Consider the following 18,802-nt stretch of genomic DNA (forward strand, 5'->3'; position numbering starts at 1 on the left):
ATGACGGCCGAGCTGGTCCGGGGGCAGAACCACCCCCTCACCCAGACCCGTCTGGAGATCCGTGTGTCGGCGGGAGCGCCGGTCGTGGCGGGCGCGACGCTCAGCGACGACGAGGGCAGGGTGCACGGCCGAGACTGGGTCGCGCACCCCGGCGCCCCCGCGCTGCCGGGACTCGAGGTCCCCCGGCAGGCGGCGGCCGACCACCGCCTCGCCGTCGATCTGGACGCCGTGCCCGAGGCCGCCCACCGCGTCAGCGTGCTGCTCGCGCTGCCCACCGGGCCAGGCGACCCCGACCGCTTCGGCGCCGTCGCGGCCCCCTTCGTGGCCGTCACCGGACTCGACGGCTCCGAGGTCGCCAGCTACACCATCACCGACCTCGACGCCGAGTCCGCCGTCGTGGCCCTGGAGCTGTACCGCCGCCAGGGCGCGTGGAAGGTACGCGCGGTGGGCCAGGGGTACGCGGGCGGCCTCGGCGCACTCCTGACCGACCAGGGGCTTCCCGACGCGAGGGCACTCGCGGGCGAGATCGGCGAAGCGGTGGCACGGGGGCTCGCCCGGACGGTGGCGCCGCCTCCGCCCCGGACGGCGGCATCAGGGGCGAGCGCCATGGCGGACGCGGCGGGCGCGGCCTCCCACGCCGCATCGCCGGGGACGCACCCGTCCGACGGCCCGCCCCGCTCCACCCAGCCCCAGTCACCCGCCGAACCCCAGTCGTCCCCGGCCCCCCGGCCTGCGCACGAGCCCCAGCCGGCCCGCCCCTCAGGACGGACCGGCCCCGTCAACTACACGCACCCCGGCCGGCAGGCCCCCGCACCGCCCGTCCCCGCGCCCACCGCGCCCCCCGCAGAGCCGGGGGGGCAGCCCGCCGTGCCCGTCGCCGGTGACGCGACCGGCTGGTCCATGGACGAGCGGCTCTACAACCAGGTGTGGGGCATGTTCGAGGACCTGGCCCGCTGTGTCGCCGCGTACCGCAGCGCCGTCGACTTCGCGGACTCCCGTATGGAGCAGGAGCTCGACAAGGCCCTGTCCGACCCGCGCAGCCGGATCGGCGGCCAGGGGGACGCCGCGCGCGAGGCCGCCCGGGCCAAGCACGGACAGCTCGTCGACCGGGCGAGGGAGGTCCTCGACCGTGACCTCGCCCAGCTGGCCGCCGAGTCCGCCGTCGTCGAGCCCGCCCTGCCCCCGGCCTATGCGGGCTGGGACAACCCGGTCTGGCACGCGTACGGCAGCCCCATGGAGATCCCGATGGCCCTGCGCCTGGGCGACCTCCAGCTGCCCGAGTCCCGCGGTGTGGGCCTGCGCATCCCGATGCTCGTGCGGCTCCCCCTGGAGCGCGGCATGTGGATCGACAGCGGCCGCTCCGGGGCGGACGCGCTCACCGAGTCCGACGAGCTGCGCCGCCGCGCCCTGCGGAGCGCCGTCGAGCTCGCCGCGCGGCTCCTCGCGGTCTACCCGGCGGGCGAGTTCGCCGTGCATGTCATCGACCCGGCCGGATCGGCCGCGGGGGCGCTCGCCCCGCTCGTGCGGGCCGGAGTGCTCGCCGCGCCGCCGGCCGCCGGGGTGGCCGGCGTCTCCGATGTGCTCGCCCGGCTCACGCAGCGCGTGGACCTCGTGCAGATGGCGGTCCGTGGTGGAGCGGCCGACGCGCTCCCGCCCGACCTGGACACCGCCGAGCAGCTGCTGATCGTCAACGACTTCCCGCACGGCTTCGACGACCGCGCGGTGACCCGGCTGCGCTACCTCGCCGACGAGGGCCCCGCCGTCGGCGTCCACCTCCTGATGGTCGCCGACCGCGAGGACGCCGCCGAGTACGGACCGGTCCTCGACCCGCTCTGGCGGGCGCTGCTGAGGCTCACTCCGGTGCCCGACGACCACCTCGCCGACCCGTGGGTGGGGCATGCGTGGACGTACGAGCCGCCGCATGTCCCGCCCGGCAGCCGGATCCTGGAGCAGGTCCTCGAAGAGGTCGCCAGAGCGCGACGAGAGCAGGGCATCTGACGCCTCTGAACAGTGCTTTTGAACTTATCTTTACCGAACCCTTTACGTTTCATGGGTGTTTCCCGTAGGCTCCGACGAGCGGAGGGGAGTACTCCCGAACGCGGCGTTCCCGTCAATACGGACCGACATCGGTCCCGGGGCGCCGGCCCGGGGCGAGCTGAGGCCGCCCGGGTGGAAGAGACCTCCGGCAGCGACGACGCTGATCAGTAGCCGTACGACGCCGGAGGCGCAGTGGACGTATCGATGACCCTTTGGGTGCTGACCATTCTTGGTCTGGTCGCCCTGATCGCGGTCGACTTCTTCATCGGGCGCAAGCCCCACGACGTATCGATCAAGGAAGCCGGAATCTGGACGGTCGTCTGGATCGTGCTGGCCGCCCTCTTCGGGGTCGGTCTGCTGATCTGGGGGAACGCGCAGGCTTCCGGCGAGTTCTTCGCCGGCTTCATCACCGAGAAGTCGCTGAGCGTCGACAACCTCTTCGTCTTCATCCTGATCATGGCGAAGTTCTCGGTGCCGTCCCAGCTCCAGCAGCGCGTCCTGCTGTTCGGTGTGCTGATCGCCCTGGTGCTGCGCGCCATCTTCATCGCGGCCGGTGCCGCCGTCATCGCCAACTTCTCGTGGGTCTTCTACATCTTCGGCGCGTTCCTCATCTACACCGCCTGGAAGCTCATCCAGGAAGCGATGTCGGACGACGAGGAAGACGAGTTCGAGGAGAACCGCCTCCTCAAGTCCATCGAGAAGAAGTTCGGCGTCGCCGACCGGTACCACGGCACGAAGCTGTTCATCCGGGTCAACGGCAAGCGGATCCTGACGCCGCTCATGGTCGTCATGCTCGCGATCGGCACGACCGACGTGCTGTTCGCGATGGACTCGATCCCGGCGATCTTCGGCCTGACCCAGGACCCGTACATCGTCTTCACGGCCAACGCGTTCGCGCTGATGGGTCTGCGACAGCTGTACTTCCTCATTGGCGGACTCCTCAGGAAGCTGGTCTACCTCAGCTACGGCCTGTCGGTGATCCTCGGCTTCATCGGCGTGAAGCTCGTCCTGCACGCGCTGCACGAGTCCGGGGTGCACGTGCCGGAGATCTCCATCCCGGTCTCCCTGGCCGTCATCTGCGGCGTCCTGGCGATCACCACCGTCGCCAGCCTCATCGCCTCCAAGAAGCAGGCGCAGAAGCAGGCCCTCGACGGCGGGGACGACGGCGACGAGGGCGGCGCGTCGGACGGCGCGCGCAAGGACAGCGTCAAGGCCTGACCCGCCCGGCACAGAGCCCGGCACAAGGCCCGGCACAGAGAAGGAGCGCGCGGCTGCCGGCCGCGCGCTCCTTCCCTCGTTCGGCCCCACGCACAGGCGCCCGTTCCGAAGTCGCGGCCCCCGCACCGTCGGTGCACCATCGAAGGCATGATCGCTGGGCTCCGGAGACTGGTCACGCAATGGACGGCCGTCGTCCCCGTCCTCGCGGTCGTCCTGCTGGTGTTCACCTGGGGCCGCTCGCTGCCGGGCGCCGTCGTGGCCGTCGTCTCCGTCGTGCTCGCCGCGTCCGTGCTCGCTGCCGTCCACCACGCCGAAGTGGTGGCCCACCGCGTCGGCGAACCCTTCGGCTCCCTCGTGCTCGCCGTCGCCGTCACCGTCATCGAAGTGGCGCTGATCGTCACCCTCATGGTCGACGGTGGCGAGAAGGGCGCCACGCTCGCCCGCGACACCGTCTTCGCCGCCGTCATGATCACCTGCAACGGCATCGTCGGACTGAGCCTGCTCGCCGCCGCGTTCCGGCACCGCGTCGCCGTCTTCCAGCCCGAGGGCACCGGCGGCGCGCTCGCCACGGTCGCCACCCTGGCCACGCTCTGCCTGGTCGTGCCGACGTTCACCACGAGCAAGCCGGGCCCGGAGTTCTCCACGTCGCAGCTGATCTTCGCGGCCTCCGCCGCGCTCCTCCTGTACGGGATCTTCGTGGCGACCCAGACCGTGCGACACCGTGACTACTTCCTGCCGATCACCAAGCAGGGCAACATCATCGACGGCGACGACCACGCGCACGCGCCCTCCACCCGCACCGCCCTGATCAGCCTCGGTTTCCTCGGGCTCGCCCTCGTCGCCGTCGTCGGCCTGGCCAAAGGCGTGTCCCCGACCATCGAGACGGGCGTCGAAGCGGCCGGGATGCCGCACTCTGTCGTCGGCGTGATCATCGCGCTCCTCGTCCTGCTGCCCGAGACGATCGCGGCCCTGCGCGCGGCCCGCCGCGACCGCGTCCAGACGAGCCTCAACCTCGCGCTCGGCTCCGCGATGGCCAGCATCGGACTCACCATCCCGGCCGTCGCCATCGCGTCGTTCTGGCTGTCGGGGCCCCTCGTCCTCGGACTCGGCGCCACGCAGATGGTGCTGCTGGTCCTGACGATGCTGGTGAGCACACTGACCGTCGTCCCCGGCCGCGCCACCCCGCTCCAGGGCGGAGTTCACCTCGTGGTGTTCGCCGCGTACGTGGAGCTCGCCGTCACGCCGTGACGGTCACGGTGATACGGCCGGGCAGCGCCGTGACGCCTCGTGATAGACCGTGGGAGAGCAGCCGCCCGACGCACGGAGGTCCCCTGTGCCCCGCACCCTCGCCAACGCCCCGATCATGGTCCTGAACGGTCCGAACCTGAACCTCCTCGGCCGCCGGCAGCCGGAGATCTACGGGTCCGACACCCTCGCGGACGTCGAGGCACTGTGTGCCAAGGCCGCGGCCGTGCACGGCGGGAGCGTCGACTTCCGGCAGTCCAACCACGAGGGCGAGCTGGTGGACTGGATCCACGAGGCGCGCCAGAACCACGTGGGCATCGTGATCAACCCGGCCGCCTACTCCCACACGTCGGTGGCGATCCTGGACGCCCTCAATGCGTGCGACGGCCTGCCCGTCATCGAGGTCCACATCTCCAACATCCACCAGCGCGAGGAGTTCAGGCACCACTCCTACGTGTCCCTCAGGGCCGACGGCGTGATCGCCGGATGCGGGGTCCAGGGATACGCGTTCGCGGTGGAGCGGGTGGCGGCCCTGGCCGAGCCCGGCGTGGCCACGGTCTAGTACCGCCGGACTCTCGTACTCGCGCAGTGAACACGCCCGGCGCGGCCGGGCGTTGACTCACCAGCCGCGCTCGCGCCACTCCGGCAGATGCGGCCGCTCGGCGCCGAGCGTCGTGTCGTTCCCGTGCCCGGGGTAGACCCATGTCTCGTCGGGGAGCCGGCCGAAGATCTTCGACTCGACGTCGTCGATCAGGCTCGCGAAGGCCTTCGGATCCTTCCACGTGTTCCCCACTCCGCCCGGGAACAGGCAGTCCCCGGTGAAGACATGGGGGTGGCCGTGCGGGTCGTCGTAGATGAGGGCGATCGAGCCGGGCGTGTGGCCGACCAGGTGCCGGGCGGTCAGCGAGACCCGACCCACGGTGATCGTGTCCCCGTCCTCGACGAGCACGTCCGTGGGGACCGGGATGCCCTCCGCGTCGTAACGGCCCGCGTACGTACGCGGGCCCGTGACCTCCACGATCCGGGCGAGTGCCTGCCAGTGGTCCCCGTGCTGATGCGTCGTGACGACGGACGCGATGCCGTCGTCCCCGATCAGGGTCAGCAGCGTCTCCGCGTCGGCGGCCGCGTCGATGAGGAGCTGCTCACCGGTGGCGCGGCAGCGCAGCAGATACGCGTTGTTGTTCATCGCGCCGACCGCGACCTTGGAGATCATCAGGTTCTGCAGCTCGTGCACATCCGCCGGGCCGCCGACCTTCACCGCTCCGCTGTACGTCATGGACTCAGCCTATAGCGGGGGTACGACAGGCAGCCGTCCGCCTTCGACGGTGAGCCCGGAGCCGTCGCGCCGCCCGGAGAGCCAGCCGAGCAGCTCCGGGGCGGGGCCCGCGACACCGACCGGACCCGTCCCGGCGCCGCCGCCCGTCGTCCACACCCGGCCGCCGTCCGACTTGAGGCCGGTCGACGGCATGTCCGGGTGCCCCGCGAAGCGCTCGGCCAGGAAGTCGATCTCCCGCTCGACGAACTCCGCCGGCAGATCCTCCAGGTCGTACCCGATCCCGAGGTCGACGTGGTGCAGGTCGACCTCGACCCAGCGCCGGAAGGGGATCCGGGAGGCGGAGTCCTTGACGCCGTTGCGCAGCTCGACGGTGCGCGCCCAGTCGGCCGGCAGCTCGGCCCGGGCCTCGAATCCGGCGGCGCTGGCCCGCAGGTCATCGAGCTGCTCGCGGAGGTCGCGCGGCGCGTCCCGCGCGATGTCCGCGTCGCGCGCCTCGGCGCTCGGGTACATGGGCCGGCCGGCGAGCACGTTCGCGAGGGCGTCCGCGTTTCGGGCGAGGTGGGCGAGGACGTGGCCCCGGGTCCAGCCGGGAAGCCGTGACGACTCGGCCACAGCCGCGTTGTCCAGTGTGCCGACAGCGGTGAGGAGCCGGTCGGTCGCTTCACGTACAGAGGCCAGGTCGCGCGCATGATCGCTCATGGCGCAGACGATAGCGCCGCCACTCGATCGGGTGAAGGCGGCCGACCGAGGCCCAAAATCGAATGTACGTGCTATAAGCTCGAGGGCGGCATCGGGCATTCTTGATGGTCCGGGTTTGTTACCAACCATGGAAAACAGTCCATCGCTGACGGTGGCCCCCCTAATCTCGAAAGACAGGGGCCCCGCCCCTGTTGCTTCTCTCAAGAAAGGTGCGGACCGGCGTGGCCGACCGTCTCATCGTCCGTGGCGCGCGCGAGCACAATCTCCGTAACGTCTCGCTCGACCTTCCGCGCGACTCGCTCATCGTCTTCACGGGTCTGTCGGGGTCCGGCAAGTCGTCGCTCGCCTTCGACACGATCTTCGCCGAGGGGCAGCGGCGGTACGTCGAGTCGCTCTCCTCGTACGCACGTCAGTTCCTCGGCCAGATGGACAAGCCGGACGTCGACTTCATCGAGGGCCTCTCCCCGGCCGTCTCGATCGACCAGAAGTCGACCTCGCGCAACCCGCGCTCCACGGTCGGCACCATCACCGAGGTCTACGACTACCTGCGTCTGCTCTTCGCGCGTATCGGCAAGCCGCACTGTCCCGAGTGCGGCCGCCCCATCTCGCGCCAGTCGCCGCAGGCCATCGTCGACAAGGTCCTCGACCTGCCCGAGGGCAGCCGTTTCCAGGTGCTCTCGCCGCTCGTGCGCGAGCGCAAGGGCGAGTTCGTCGACCTCTTCGCCGACCTCCAGACCAAGGGGTACAGCCGCGCCCGGGTCGACGGACAGACGATCCAGCTGTCGGAACCGCCCACCCTGAAGAAGCAGGAGAAGCACACCATCGAGGTGGTCGTCGACCGCCTCACGGTGAAGGAATCCGCCAAGCGCCGCCTGACCGACTCCGTGGAGACCGCGCTCGGCCTCTCCGGCGGCATGGTCGTGCTCGACTTCGTCGACCTCCCCGAGGACGACCCCGAGCGCGAGCGCATGTACTCGGAGCACCTGTACTGCCCGTACGACGACCTGTCCTTCGAGGAGCTGGAGCCCCGCTCCTTCTCCTTCAACTCGCCCTTCGGCGCCTGCCCGGACTGCACCGGCATCGGCACGCGCATGGAGGTCGACCCCGAGCTGATCATCCCGGACGAGGAAAAGTCCCTCGACGAGGGCGCCATCCACCCCTGGTCGCACGGGCACACCAAGGACTACTTCGGACGCCTCATCGGCGCCCTCGCGGACGCGTTGGGATTCCGGACCGACATCCCCTTCGCGGGCCTGCCGCAGCGCGCCAAGAAGGCCCTCCTGTACGGCCACAAGACGCAGATCGAGGTCCGCTACCGCAACCGGTACGGCCGCGAGCGGGTCTACACGACCCCCTTCGAAGGTGCCGTGCCGTTCGTCAAGCGGCGCCACAGCGAGGCCGAGAGCGACTCCAGCCGCGAGCGCTTCGAGGGCTACATGCGCGAGGTGCCCTGCCCCACCTGTGAGGGCACGCGCCTCAAGCCGATCGTGCTCGCCGTCACGGTGATGGAGAAGTCGATCGCCGAGGTCTCCGCGATGTCCATCAGCGACTGTGCGGACTTCCTGGGCGAGCTGAAGCTCAACGCGCGCGACAAGAAGATCGCCGAGCGGGTCCTCAAGGAGGTCAACGAGCGGCTGCGCTTCCTCGTCGACGTCGGCCTCGACTACCTCTCGCTCAACCGCGCGGCCGGGACGCTCTCCGGCGGCGAGGCCCAGCGCATCCGTCTCGCCACGCAGATCGGCTCCGGCCTCGTCGGCGTGCTCTACGTCCTGGACGAGCCCTCGATCGGCCTGCACCAGCGCGACAACCACCGCCTGATCGAGACCCTCGTACGGCTGCGCGACATGGGCAACACGCTCATCGTCGTCGAGCACGACGAAGACACCATCAAGGTCGCCGACTGGGTCGTCGACATCGGCCCCGGCGCGGGTGAACACGGCGGCAAGGTCGTCCACAGCGGCCCCTTGAAGGAACTGCTCGCCAACGCCGAGTCGATGACCGGCCAGTACCTGTCGGGCAAGAGGTCCATCCCGCTGCCGGACATCCGGCGCCCCGTGGACCCGACGCGCAGGCTGACCGTGCACGGCGCCCGTGAGAACAACCTGCGCGACATCGACGTGTCGTTCCCGCTCGGCGTCCTGACCGCCGTCACCGGTGTCTCCGGTTCCGGCAAGTCGACCCTGGTCAACGACATCCTGTACACGCACCTCGCCCGCGAGCTGAACGGAGCGCGGAGCGTTCCCGGGCGGCACACGCGCGTGGAGGGCGACGACCTCGTCGACAAGGTCGTCCACGTCGACCAGTCGCCGATCGGCCGCACGCCGCGCTCGAACCCGGCGACGTACACCGGAGTCTTCGACCACGTCCGCAAGCTGTTCGCCGAGACCACCGAGGCGAAGGTCCGCGGCTATCTGCCGGGACGCTTCTCCTTCAACGTCAAGGGCGGCCGCTGCGAGAACTGCTCCGGCGACGGCACCATCAAGATCGAGATGAACTTCCTGCCGGACGTCTACGTCCCGTGCGAGGTCTGCCACGGAGCGCGCTACAACCGCGAGACGCTGGACGTCCACTACAAGGGCAAGTCCATCGCCGAGGTCCTGGACATGCCCATCGAGGAGGCGCTCGGCTTCTTCGAGGCGGTCCCGGGCATCGCCCGCCACCTGCGCACGCTGAACGACGTCGGCCTCGGTTACGTCCGGCTCGGCCAGTCCGCGCCGACCCTCTCCGGTGGCGAGGCCCAGCGCGTGAAGCTGGCGAGCGAGCTGCAGAAGCGGTCCACGGGACGCACCGTCTACGTCCTCGACGAGCCGACCACCGGTCTGCACTTCGAGGACATCAGCAAGCTCATCACCGTCCTGTCGGGCCTTGTCGACAAGGGGAACTCGGTGATCGTCATCGAGCACAACCTCGACGTCATCAAGACCGCCGACTGGGTCGTCGACATGGGCCCCGAGGGCGGTAACGGCGGTGGCCTCGTCGTCGCCGAGGGCACCCCCGAAGAGGTCGCGGGCGAACCGTCCAGCCACACCGGCAAGTTCCTGCGCGACATCCTCGGCGCCGACCGGTTCAGCGACGCGACGGTACCCGCGGCGCGTACGAGGAAGACAGTGGCGGCGAAGAAGGCCACGGCCGCGAAGAAGACCGTCTCGGCGACGGCGAAGGCCCCGGCGAAGAAGGTGGCCACGGCCAAGACCACGGCGGTCGGGAAGTCGGCCACGAAGGCCGCGGCGAAGAAGCCGGCCGCGAAGAAGACCGCGACCAAGTCCACGCGGGCTCGCAAGGCCTGAGCGCGGGCGGTCCGCGACCGCGCGAGAACGCCCGGCGCCCCACGGGAACTCCCCGTGGGGCGCCGGGCGTTCATCTGTCAGCCACCCTGGCCCTGCGGCTCGACGCACTGCATGTCCAGCCGAATCTTGACAACATCACCAAGAAGACCGGCCCCGAAGTCCAGGCCGAAGTCGCTCCGGCCGATCTCGCCCGTCGCCTCGAACCCCGCATGCCGGCTCCCGTCCAGCGGCACGTCCACCACCCCGTCGAACTCCACGGCGAGCACCACCGGCCGCGTCACGCCCCCGATGGTCAACTCGCCCTCCAGGGGCCGGTCGTCGTCCTTCCCCGACACCCCGTTCGATACGTACGTCATGGTCGGACGGCGCTCCACGTCCAGCAGATCGGCTTGACGGACGTGCGCGTCACGATCGGCGTTGCCCGTGTCGATCGAGCCCCGTGCGATGGTGGCGCCCGGGGCGCTGCGCGCGGTCGACGCGTGACCGGCAGGACGTGCACGGCTGACCGGGGCAGGTGAACGGCCGCTACAGGGGCGGTAGTTCGGACGCGTAGGGGGGCTCGGCACCGGCCCGTGAGCAGGTGACCGCGGCGGCGCGCGCGGCGAACCGCAGCAGCCGGTGCCACGCGTCCTCGGCGAGGCCTGCCACCGCCTCCACGGACAGCGCGTCCCACGCCGCCAGACCGTGCAGCAGCGCCGCGTTCACGGTGTCGCCCGCGCCGATCGTGTCGACGACGTCGATGCGCTCACCCGGTACGTCGTACCGCGCGCCGCCCCGCGTGAAGACCGTCAGGCCGTCGCCGCCGCGCGTGATCACGACGGCCGCTGGACCCGAGGCCAGCCACTCCTGCGGGGTGCCACCCAGCCACTGCGCGTCCTCCTCGGAGAGCTTGAGCAGGCCGGTCGAGGGGAGCCAGTTCTTGAAACGCGCCCGGTACGCGTCCGGGTCGGGGATGAGGCCGGCCCGGATGTTCGGGTCGAGCGCGGTGAACACGCCCTGGGCCGAGGCCGACCGCATCAGCTCCTCGTACGCGCTCGCGCCCGGCTCCAGGACCAGCGAGCACGTGCCGAACGACACCGCGCGCGTGCCCGGCGGAAGCCGGTCGGGCACCGAGAAGAGCCGGTCGGCCGTTCCCTCGACGTAGAACGAGTAACCGGCCGAGCCGTCCGCGGCGATCGACGCGACAGCCAGCGTCGTCGGTTCGTCGCCCCGCTGGACGTACGACACGTCCACACCTGCTCGCGCGAGCCCGCCGAGCAGTGCCTCGCCGAACGCGTCGCGGGAGACCCGTGAGCAGAAGGCCACGGGGGAGCCGAGCCGGCCGACGGCCACCGCGGTGTTGAACGGGCCGCCGCCGAGCCGGGGCGCGAGCGCCGGCAGGTCGCCACCGTCATCGGCGGCCCCGCCCTGCGGCACGAGGTCGATCAGGGCCTCTCCGGCGACGACTATCACGGGTGGTTCCTTTCGGGCTGAACTGTGAAGCGGTGCGGCAGTGCTGGAGTACTGGGGTGCGGTGCACCGGAGGGGCAGGGGGCGAGGCACAGGCTAGAGGCTCGCGGGCTCGGGCACAGCGCCCCGGCCGGAAACGGGCACGTCCGGGGCCGACTCGGGCAGACCCTTCGCGTAGGGACGCAGGGGGGCCACGGAGAGGGCGGTGAACGCGGCGATGGTGCGGAAGCAGGGCCGCCGGAACGGTGCGGACGTGGGGCGGCCAAGACGGTGACGGAGAAGGGCGGCCGGAACGGTGCGGACGTGGGGCGGCCAAGACGGTGACGGAGAAGGGCGGCCGGAACGGTGCGGACGTGGGGCGGCCAAGACGGTGACGGAGAAGGGCGGCCGGAACGGTGCGGACGTGGGGCGGCCAAGACGGTGACGGAGAAGGGCGGCCGGAACGGTGCGGACGTGGGGCGGCCAAGACGGTGACGGAGAAGGGCGGCCGGAACGGTGCGGACGTGGGGCGGCCAAGACGGTGACGGAGAAGGGCGGCCGGAACGGTGCGGACGTGGGGCGGCCAAGACGGTGACGAAGCAGGGCGGTCATGGTGCGTAGAAGGAGGGCGGCCCAGAAGCGTGCGGGTGTGGCCGGCACCGGGGTCCCACGACGCATCATTTGCCCCACCGGTATCGTCGGATCTGTCGCCGATGTGCGCCTTGGCGTGCAGTGGCCCACCCCGACCCGCCCCGATCGACCCCTGGAGTCCCCATGCCCGGCACGTCGCCCGCCCGCCGAACCGTGCTGCGGGGTGCCGCCCTCGCCGGGACCGCGGGGCTCGGGATCGCCGCCTGCTCGCCGGGCGGGTCGGGAGGCCGCGCGGAGTCGGCGCCGACGGCACCGGTCGACCTCGGCAAGGCCGACGAGGTGCCCGTGGGCGGCGCAAAGCTGTACCGGGACGAGAACGTGGTGGTCAGCCGTCCGGCGGCCGACGAGTACGCCGCGTTCAGCACCATCTGCACGCACGCGGGGTGCCCCATCAGCATGCTGGAGGGCACGGAACTCACGTGCTCCTGCCACGGCAGCAAGTTCGACGCGGAGACCGGGAAGGTGCTGCACGACCCGGCGACCCGGCCGCTGGCGAAGGTGCCGGTCGAGGTGAAGAACGGCAAGATCGTCGCGGGGGCCTGACCGACCCTGGGCCCCGATCGGGCCCACCCCGCGGGTCAGCCCTCCCAGTCCCACCCGATTCCCAGGATCCCGGCACGCACCTGTGGCTCCACCACGTGGACCGCGCGGTGGCCGGTGCTGAGCGGCAGGTCCTGACGGCCGCCGCGCGGGGCCGCCGGCGAGTGCTGGGCGAAGCGGTGGCAGCGCACGGGCAGGACGCCCTCGGTGAACCGGACCTGGAGCGCGTACTGCCCGCCCGCGAAGCCGAAGCCGCGCAGGTACTCCGACGAGGGGCCCGCCGTGCCGTCCTCGAAGCCGTAGCGGAAGAGGAACGTGTCGCCCGCCCGCAGCCGCGCGTCGAAGAGCAGTTCCGCCACGACGACGCCCGTTCCCCGGTGCCGCCGCACCCGCCCCGTGCGGCAGTTCTCCAGGGCACGTACCGAGACGTGATCCGTGCTGCATCCCGGGTCTCCGTGGTGGACGGCCACGAAGCGGTCCACGCCGTCCTGGTGGGCGCGCACGATGTGCTGGGAGTCGAGGCCGAGGAGTTCGCGGCGCGCCCCGATCCGCACCCGCTCGTGATGGCCGACCGTGTGCAGGCCGCCGTCCGGGGTCGAACCGAGGTCGGCGAGGAACTGTTCGAGGACGCCCGAGGCCTCGACGAGCGAGCGGTAGGAGCGGGTCGCGGGGCGCCGGCAGGCCGCGTGTTCCTCGTCTCTGGCGAGCAGCCGTATCAGGGACTCGTCGGGCAGGTCCAGGATCTCCTCCAGCGCGCGCACGGCACGTAGGGACTCGGTGCGCTGCGGGCGCCTGGCCCCCTGCTGCCAGTAGCTCAGACTGGTGACGCCGACCGTGACACCGTGGCGGGTCAGATGGTGCTGCACGCGGTGCAGCGGCAGCCCGCGCGCGGTGATCGCGGCCCGCAGTGCGACATGGAAGGGCCCCGCCCGCAGGGCCGTCTCCAGCGCGGGCGCGCCGGTGTCCGCGTGCTGTGTGCCGTACGACATCCAGGGCCCTCCCCCATGCATCCTCACGACGGCCGTCCGGCCGGGGCGTGCGCGGCCCCAATTCACCCGGCATTGAAGCGTGTTGATCTGCACCGGACAAGACTCGATACGCAACCGTCTGGTCCGGCGGGCGGCGGAACCGCTCCGGGAAACGCGTGGGCAACCTCACTGTCGGTGGCCGCAAGTAGGGTGTCTGACATGGCCGACCCCTCCAGCTACCGCCCCCAGCCGGGACAGATCCCGGACTCCCCAGGGGTGTACAGGTTCCGTGACGAGCACCGCCGGGTGATCTACGTCGGGAAGGCGAAAAGCCTGCGCCAGCGCCTGGCCAACTACTTCCAGGACCTGGCGAACCTGCACCCCCGCACCCGCACGATGGTCACCACGGCCGCGTCCGTGGAGTGGACCGTGGTGTCCACGGAGGTCGAGGCGCTCCAGCTGGAGTACTCCTGGATCAAGGAGTACGACCCCCGGTTCAACGTCAAGTACCGCGACGACAAGAGCTATCCGTACCTCGCGGTGACGATGAACGAGGAGTTTCCGCGCGTGCAGGTCATGCGCGGCCAGAAGAAGAAGGGCGTGCGCTACTTCGGTCCCTACGGGCACGCCTGGGCCATCCGCGACACCGTCGACCTGCTGCTGCGCGTCTTCCCGGTCCGCACCTGCTCGGCCGGCGTCTTCAAGAACGCCGCCCGCACCGGCCGCCCCTGCCTCCTCGGCTACATCGGCAAGTGCTCGGCCCCCTGCGTCGGCCGCGTCTCGCCCGATGAGCACCGTGAACTGGCCGAGGACTTCTGCGACTTCATGACCGGCCGCACCGGCACGTACATCCGCCGTCTCGAGAAGGACATGACGGACGCCGCCGAGGAGATGGAGTACGAGCGCGCCGCGCGCCTGCGTGACGACATAGAGGCGCTGCGCAAGGCGATGGAGAAGAGCGCCGTCGTCCTCGCCGACGCCACGGACGCCGACCTGATCGCCCTCGCCGAGGACGAGCTGGAGGCCGCCGTGCAGATCTTCCATGTGCGGGGCGGGCGCGTGCGCGGCCAGCGCGGCTGGGTCACGGACAAGGTCGAGGCGGTCACCAGCGGTGACCTCGTCGAGCACGCGCTCCAGCAGCTGTACGGCGAGGAGCGCGGGGACGCCGTGCCCAAGGAGGTCCTCGTGCCCGCGCTGCCCGAGCCCCTGGAGCCCGTACAGGAGTGGCTCACCACGCGCCGCGGGTCGAACGTGTCGCTGAGGATCCCGCAGCGCGGCGACAAGAAGGCGCTCATGGAGACGGTCCACAGGAACGCGCAGCAGGCGCTCGCGCTCCACAAGACCAAGCGCGCCTCCGACCTCACCACGCGCTCGCGCGCCCTCGAGGAGATCGCCGCGGCGCTCGAGCTGGACAGCGCCCCGCTGCGCATCGAGTGCTACGACATCTCCCATCTCCAGGGCGACGACGTCGTGGCCTCCATGGTCGTCTTCGAGGACGGCCTGGCCAGGAAGAGCGAGTACCGCCGCTTCCAGATCAAGGGCTTCGAGGGGCAGGACGACGTCCGCTCCATGCACGAGGTGATCACGCGCCGCTTCAAGCGCTATCTGGCGGCGCAGGAGAAGTCGGGGGAGTGGTCCGACGCCGAGCCCGAGGACGAGGACGGCCCGATCGAGTCCCGTCTCACCGAGGACGACGGCCGCCCCAAGCGGTTCGCCTACCCGCCCCAGCTGGTCGTCGTCGACGGCGGGCAGCCGCAGGTGGCGGCGGCCAAGCGGGCGCTCGACGAGCTGGGCATCGACGACATCGCGGTGTGCGGCCTGGCCAAGCGCCTCGAAGAGGTCTGGGTGCCCGACGAGGACGACCCGGTGATCCTTCCGCGCACCAGCGAGGGGCTCTATCTTCTGCAGCGCGTACGTGACGAGGCGCACCGCTTCGCGATCACGTACCAGCGCACGAAGCGGGCCAAGCGCTTCAGGGCCGGGCCGCTCGACGAGGTGCCCGGCCTCGGGGACGCGCGCAAGCAGGCCCTGATCAAGCACTTCGGTTCGGTGAAGCGCCTGCGATCGGCCACAATCGATCAGATCTGCGAGGTTCCCGGCATAGGCCGCAAGACGGCAGAGACGATCGTGGCGGCCTTCGCACGCGCGGAGCCCGCCGCACCGGCCGTGAACACGGCCACAGGAGAGATCATTGAAGACGAGGACCCCACGGCCACGGCCGCGGCCACCTCGGAAGGACGACGGGGGCAGGAGCCATGAACGAGAACGAGCAGGGCGAACAGGCAGCACCACAGCCGGCCCCCGATGACCGGGCAGGCCAGGCTGCGGAGACAGACGGAGCACAGGTGAGTACGGGTACGACGAGCGAGACCGCCGGGGCGTCCGATGCGGCCATCCCCGAGCTGGTGATCATCTCCGGGATGTCCGGCGCCGGGCGTTCCACGGCCGCCAAGTGTCTGGAGGACCTCGGCTGGTTCGTCGTCGACAACCTGCCGCCCGCCCTGATCCCCACGATGGTGGAGCTCGGCGCCCGCTCCCAGGGGAACGTCGCCCGGATCGCCGTCGTCGTCGACGTACGCGGGCGCCGGTTCTTCGACGACCTCCACCAGTCCCTCGCCGACCTGGAGTCCCGCCAGGTCACCCGGCGCATCGTGTTCCTGGAGTCCTCCGACGAGGCCCTGGTGCGCCGCTTCGAGTCGGTGCGCCGCCCGCACCCCCTCCAGGGCGACGGCCGCATCGTCGACGGCATCGCGGCCGAGCGCGAACTCCTGCGCGAGCTGCGCGGCGACGCCGACCTGGTCATCGACACCTCCAGCCTGAACGTGCACGAACTGCGCGCCAAGATGGACGCCCAGTTCGCCGGCGACGAGGAGCCCGAGCTGCGGGCCACGGTCATGTCGTTCGGCTTCAAGTACGGCCTGCCCGTCGACGCCGACCTGGTCGTCGACATGCGCTTCCTGCCGAACCCGCACTGGGTCCCCGAGCTGCGCCCCTTCACCGGCCTGAACGAAGAGGTGGCGAGCTACGTCTTCGGCCAGCCCGGCGCCAAGGAGTTCCTCGACCGCTACACCGAGCTGCTCCAGCTCATCGCGGCCGGATACCGCCGCGAGGGCAAGCGGTACGTGACGATCGCGGTCGGCTGCACCGGAGGCAAGCACCGTTCGGTGGCCATGTCGGAGAAGCTCGCCGCGCGCATCGCGGCGGAGGGTGTGGAGACCGTGGTCGTCCACCGGGACATGGGTCGCGAATGACCGGTCGCACACTCCGGCTCGGCAGCAGGCTCCGCCGGGTCACCCCTCCCACGGGCCGCCGGCGCGGCGCCCAGCCCAAGGTCGTCGCCCTCGGCGGCGGCATGGGCCTGTCCGCGTCCCTGGCGGCCCTGCGGCGCATCACCGGCGACCTCACCGCCGTGGTGACCGTCGCCGACGACGGCGGCTCCAGCGGCCGGCTCCGCGACGAGCTGGGCGTCCTGCCGCCCGGCGACCTGCGCAAGGCCCTCGCGGCCCTGTGCGGCGACGACGACTGGGGCCAGACCTGGGCCCGCGTCATCCAGCACCGCTTCCAGTCCCAGGGCGAACTGCACGAGCACGCTGTCGGCAATCTGCTGATCGTCGCCCTGTGGGAGCAGCTCGGCGACCATGTGCAGGCCCTCGACCTGGTGGGCAAGCTGCTCGGCGCGCAGGGCCGCGTCCTGCCGATGTCCGCGGTCCCGCTGGAGCTCCAGGCGCTGGTCAAGGGCCACGACCCGGAGCGCCCCGACGAGGTCGACACCGTGCGGGGGCAGGCCACGGTGGCCCTCACCCCCGGCGAGGTGCAGTCCATCCACCTCGTGCCGCACGACCCGCCGGCCGTCCCCGAGGCCGTCGCCGCGGTGCTCGACGCCGACTGGGTCGTGCTCGGTCCGGGCTCCTGGTTCTCGTCCGTCATCCCGCACCTGCTGGTCCCCGAGCTGCTCGACGCGCTGACCCAGACGAAGGCCCGTAGGGTCCTCTCGCTGAACCTCGCGCCGCAGCCCGGAGAAACCGAGGGGTTCTCACCGCAGCGTCATTTGGAGGTTTTGGGACGACACGCCCCTAAACTCGCCCTGGACGTGGTGCTGGCCGACGAGGCCGCCGTGCCCGATCGCGAGTCCCTGACCGACGCCGCCAAGGAGGGCTTCGGCGCTGCGGTCGAGCTGGCGCCTGTGGCCAGGCCCGACGGGACTCCGAGGCACGATCCGGAGCTGTTGGCCGCCGCGTACGACCGTATTTTTCGGATGCATGGAAGGATCGGCCCATGGCGATGACGGCAGCGGTGAAGGACGAGATCTCCCGGCTTCCCGTCACCCGGACCTGCTGCAGAAAGGCAGAGGTCTCGGCCATCCTGCGCTTCGCGGGCGGGCTCCACCTGGTGAGCGGCCGCATCGTGATCGAGGCGGAGCTGGACACCGCGATGGCGGCACGACGGCTGAAGCGGGACATCCTCGAGATCTTCGGGCACAGCTCGGAACTGATCGTGATGGCGCCCGGCGGGCTGCGGCGGGGCTCGCGCTTCGTCGTACGGGTCGTGGCCGGCGGTGACCAGCTGGCCCGCCAGACCGGTCTTGTCGACGGCCGTGGCCGCCCCATCCGGGGTCTCCCGCCGCAGGTGGTCTCGGGGGCCACCTGCGACGCCGAGGCCGCCTGGCGCGGGGCCTTTCTGGCGCACGGCTCGCTCACCGAGCCCGGCCGCTCCTCCTCCCTGGAGGTGACCTGCCCCGGCCCGGAGGCCGCGCTCGCCCTGGTCGGCGCCGCACGCCGGCTCCAGATCGCGGGCAAGGCCCGTGAGGTACGCGGGGTGGACCGGGTCGTCGTACGGGACGGGGACGCCATCGGCGCCCTGCTCACCCGCATGGGGGCGCACGAGTCGGTGCTCGCCTGGGAGGAGCGGCGGATGCGGCGCGAGGTCCGCGCCACCGCCAACCGCCTGGCCAACTTCGACGACGCGAACCTGCGCCGCTCGGCGCGCGCCGCCGTGGCCGCCGGGGCCCGCGTGCAGCGCGCCCTGGAGATCCTCGCCGACGAGGTGCCGGAGCACCTCGCGGCCGCCGGACGGCTGCGCATGGAGCACAAGCAGGCCTCCCTGGAGGAGCTGGGCGCGCTCGCCGACCCGCCGCTGACGAAGGACGCCGTCGCGGGCCGTATCCGCCGACTGCTCGCGATGGCCGACAAGCGGGCCCAGGACATGGGCATCCCGGGCACGGAGTCGAACATCACCGAGGAGATGGCCGACAACCTCGTCGGCTGACCCCGGAGGGGAATGAGTCACGCCGGTGCCGGCGCCCTGCCGGGGCGAGGCACCGGCGTTTTCGCTGCGCATGGGGACCACGCGGGGTTCGACGGGACCCCTTTGACGCACCCTTGACTTGACCATGAACTGTCATGAGTCTGGCGTCTGTTCGCTTCTGCGGTACGCCGCGACTTCTGCGGTACTCA

At 71.2% G+C, this 18,802-nt stretch carries 14 protein-coding genes and 1 pseudogene; 10 read left to right on the forward strand and 5 right to left on the reverse strand.

Going from position 1 to position 18,802, the window contains the following annotated elements:
* The 4 genes from OHO83_RS32845 (at window position 1) to aroQ (ending at window position 5,062) form a co-directional block, all read left to right on the forward strand.
* A complete protein-coding gene (locus tag OHO83_RS32845; RefSeq protein WP_330280133.1) occupies window positions 1–1,998 on the forward strand; it encodes a TerD family protein in 1,998 nt (665 codons plus the stop codon).
* A 243-nt stretch (window positions 1,999–2,241) separates the two neighbouring features.
* Window positions 2,242–3,255, forward strand: a complete 1,014-nt coding sequence (locus tag OHO83_RS32850) for a TerC family protein (RefSeq protein ID WP_329435690.1) — start codon at window positions 2,242–2,244, stop codon at window positions 3,253–3,255.
* 147 nt (window positions 3,256–3,402) lie between these two features.
* A complete protein-coding gene (locus OHO83_RS32855) occupies window positions 3,403–4,503 on the forward strand; it encodes a calcium:proton antiporter (RefSeq protein ID WP_329435692.1) in 1,101 nt (366 codons plus the stop codon).
* Between the two features lie 85 nt (window positions 4,504–4,588).
* On the forward strand, window positions 4,589–5,062 hold the full coding sequence (gene aroQ / locus OHO83_RS32860; protein ID WP_266565544.1) for a type II 3-dehydroquinate dehydratase: 474 nt from the start codon (window positions 4,589–4,591) through the stop codon (window positions 5,060–5,062).
* 57 nt (window positions 5,063–5,119) lie between these two features.
* Here aroQ and OHO83_RS32865 read toward each other — a convergent pair whose 3' ends face one another.
* Together OHO83_RS32865 and OHO83_RS32870 are read right to left on the reverse strand one after the other, a co-directional pair.
* A complete protein-coding gene (locus OHO83_RS32865; RefSeq protein ID WP_266669338.1) occupies window positions 5,120–5,776 on the reverse strand; it encodes an MBL fold metallo-hydrolase in 657 nt (218 codons plus the stop codon).
* A 9-nt stretch (window positions 5,777–5,785) separates the two neighbouring features.
* Window positions 5,786–6,475 (reverse strand): maleylpyruvate isomerase family mycothiol-dependent enzyme, encoded by a 690-nt coding sequence (locus OHO83_RS32870; protein ID WP_266669336.1) that lies wholly within the window; start codon window positions 6,473–6,475, stop codon window positions 5,786–5,788.
* Window positions 6,476–6,696: 221 nt separating this feature from the next.
* Here OHO83_RS32870 and uvrA point away from each other — a divergent pair, with 221 nt between their 5' ends.
* Window positions 6,697–9,762, forward strand: coding sequence for an excinuclease ABC subunit UvrA (uvrA, locus tag OHO83_RS32875; RefSeq protein ID WP_266669334.1), 3,066 nt, complete (start codon window positions 6,697–6,699; stop codon window positions 9,760–9,762).
* Window positions 9,763–9,839: 77 nt separating this feature from the next.
* Here the strand turns inward: uvrA and OHO83_RS32880 are convergent.
* A pseudogene (locus OHO83_RS32880) lies at window positions 9,840–10,214 on the reverse strand (YceI family protein); the annotation flags it as partial.
* A gap of 73 nt (window positions 10,215–10,287) precedes the next feature.
* Window positions 10,288–11,214 carry a carbohydrate kinase family protein gene (locus OHO83_RS32885; RefSeq protein WP_329435694.1) on the reverse strand — a complete coding sequence of 309 codons (927 nt, stop codon included), beginning with the start codon at window positions 11,212–11,214 and terminating at the stop codon, window positions 10,288–10,290.
* A 750-nt stretch (window positions 11,215–11,964) separates the two neighbouring features.
* Between OHO83_RS32885 and OHO83_RS32890 the strand changes: the two genes are divergently transcribed.
* Window positions 11,965–12,384, forward strand: a complete 420-nt coding sequence (locus OHO83_RS32890) for a Rieske (2Fe-2S) protein (protein ID WP_266669330.1) — start codon at window positions 11,965–11,967, stop codon at window positions 12,382–12,384.
* Window positions 12,385–12,419: 35 nt separating this feature from the next.
* Here OHO83_RS32890 and OHO83_RS32895 read toward each other — a convergent pair whose 3' ends face one another.
* Complete coding sequence (locus OHO83_RS32895; protein WP_330280134.1) at window positions 12,420–13,370, reverse strand: hypothetical protein; 951 nt, start codon at window positions 13,368–13,370, stop codon at window positions 12,420–12,422.
* Window positions 13,371–13,568: 198 nt separating this feature from the next.
* Here OHO83_RS32895 and uvrC point away from each other — a divergent pair, with 198 nt between their 5' ends.
* From uvrC to whiA, 4 genes are read left to right on the forward strand one after another with little or no spacing between them, the layout of a single operon-like run.
* Window positions 13,569–15,608, forward strand: a complete 2,040-nt coding sequence (gene uvrC / locus OHO83_RS32900; RefSeq protein WP_266669326.1) for an excinuclease ABC subunit UvrC — start codon at window positions 13,569–13,571, stop codon at window positions 15,606–15,608.
* Window positions 15,605–16,600, forward strand: coding sequence for an RNase adapter RapZ (rapZ, locus tag OHO83_RS32905; protein ID WP_266565564.1), 996 nt, complete (start codon window positions 15,605–15,607; stop codon window positions 16,598–16,600). Before uvrC ends, rapZ begins: the two co-directional genes overlap by 4 nt.
* A complete protein-coding gene (locus OHO83_RS32910) occupies window positions 16,597–17,634 on the forward strand; it encodes a gluconeogenesis factor YvcK family protein (RefSeq protein ID WP_330280135.1) in 1,038 nt (345 codons plus the stop codon). The genes rapZ and OHO83_RS32910 overlap by 4 nt, the downstream gene beginning before the upstream one ends.
* Entirely contained in the window at window positions 17,625–18,614 is a 990-nt protein-coding gene (whiA, locus tag OHO83_RS32915) for a DNA-binding protein WhiA (protein ID WP_266669321.1), read from the forward strand. Before OHO83_RS32910 ends, whiA begins: the two co-directional genes overlap by 10 nt.
* The last annotated feature ends 188 nt before the right edge of the window (window positions 18,615–18,802 follow it).

The organism is Streptomyces sp. NBC_00569 (assembly GCF_036345255.1).
Lineage (GTDB): Bacteria > Actinomycetota > Actinomycetes > Streptomycetales > Streptomycetaceae > Streptomyces.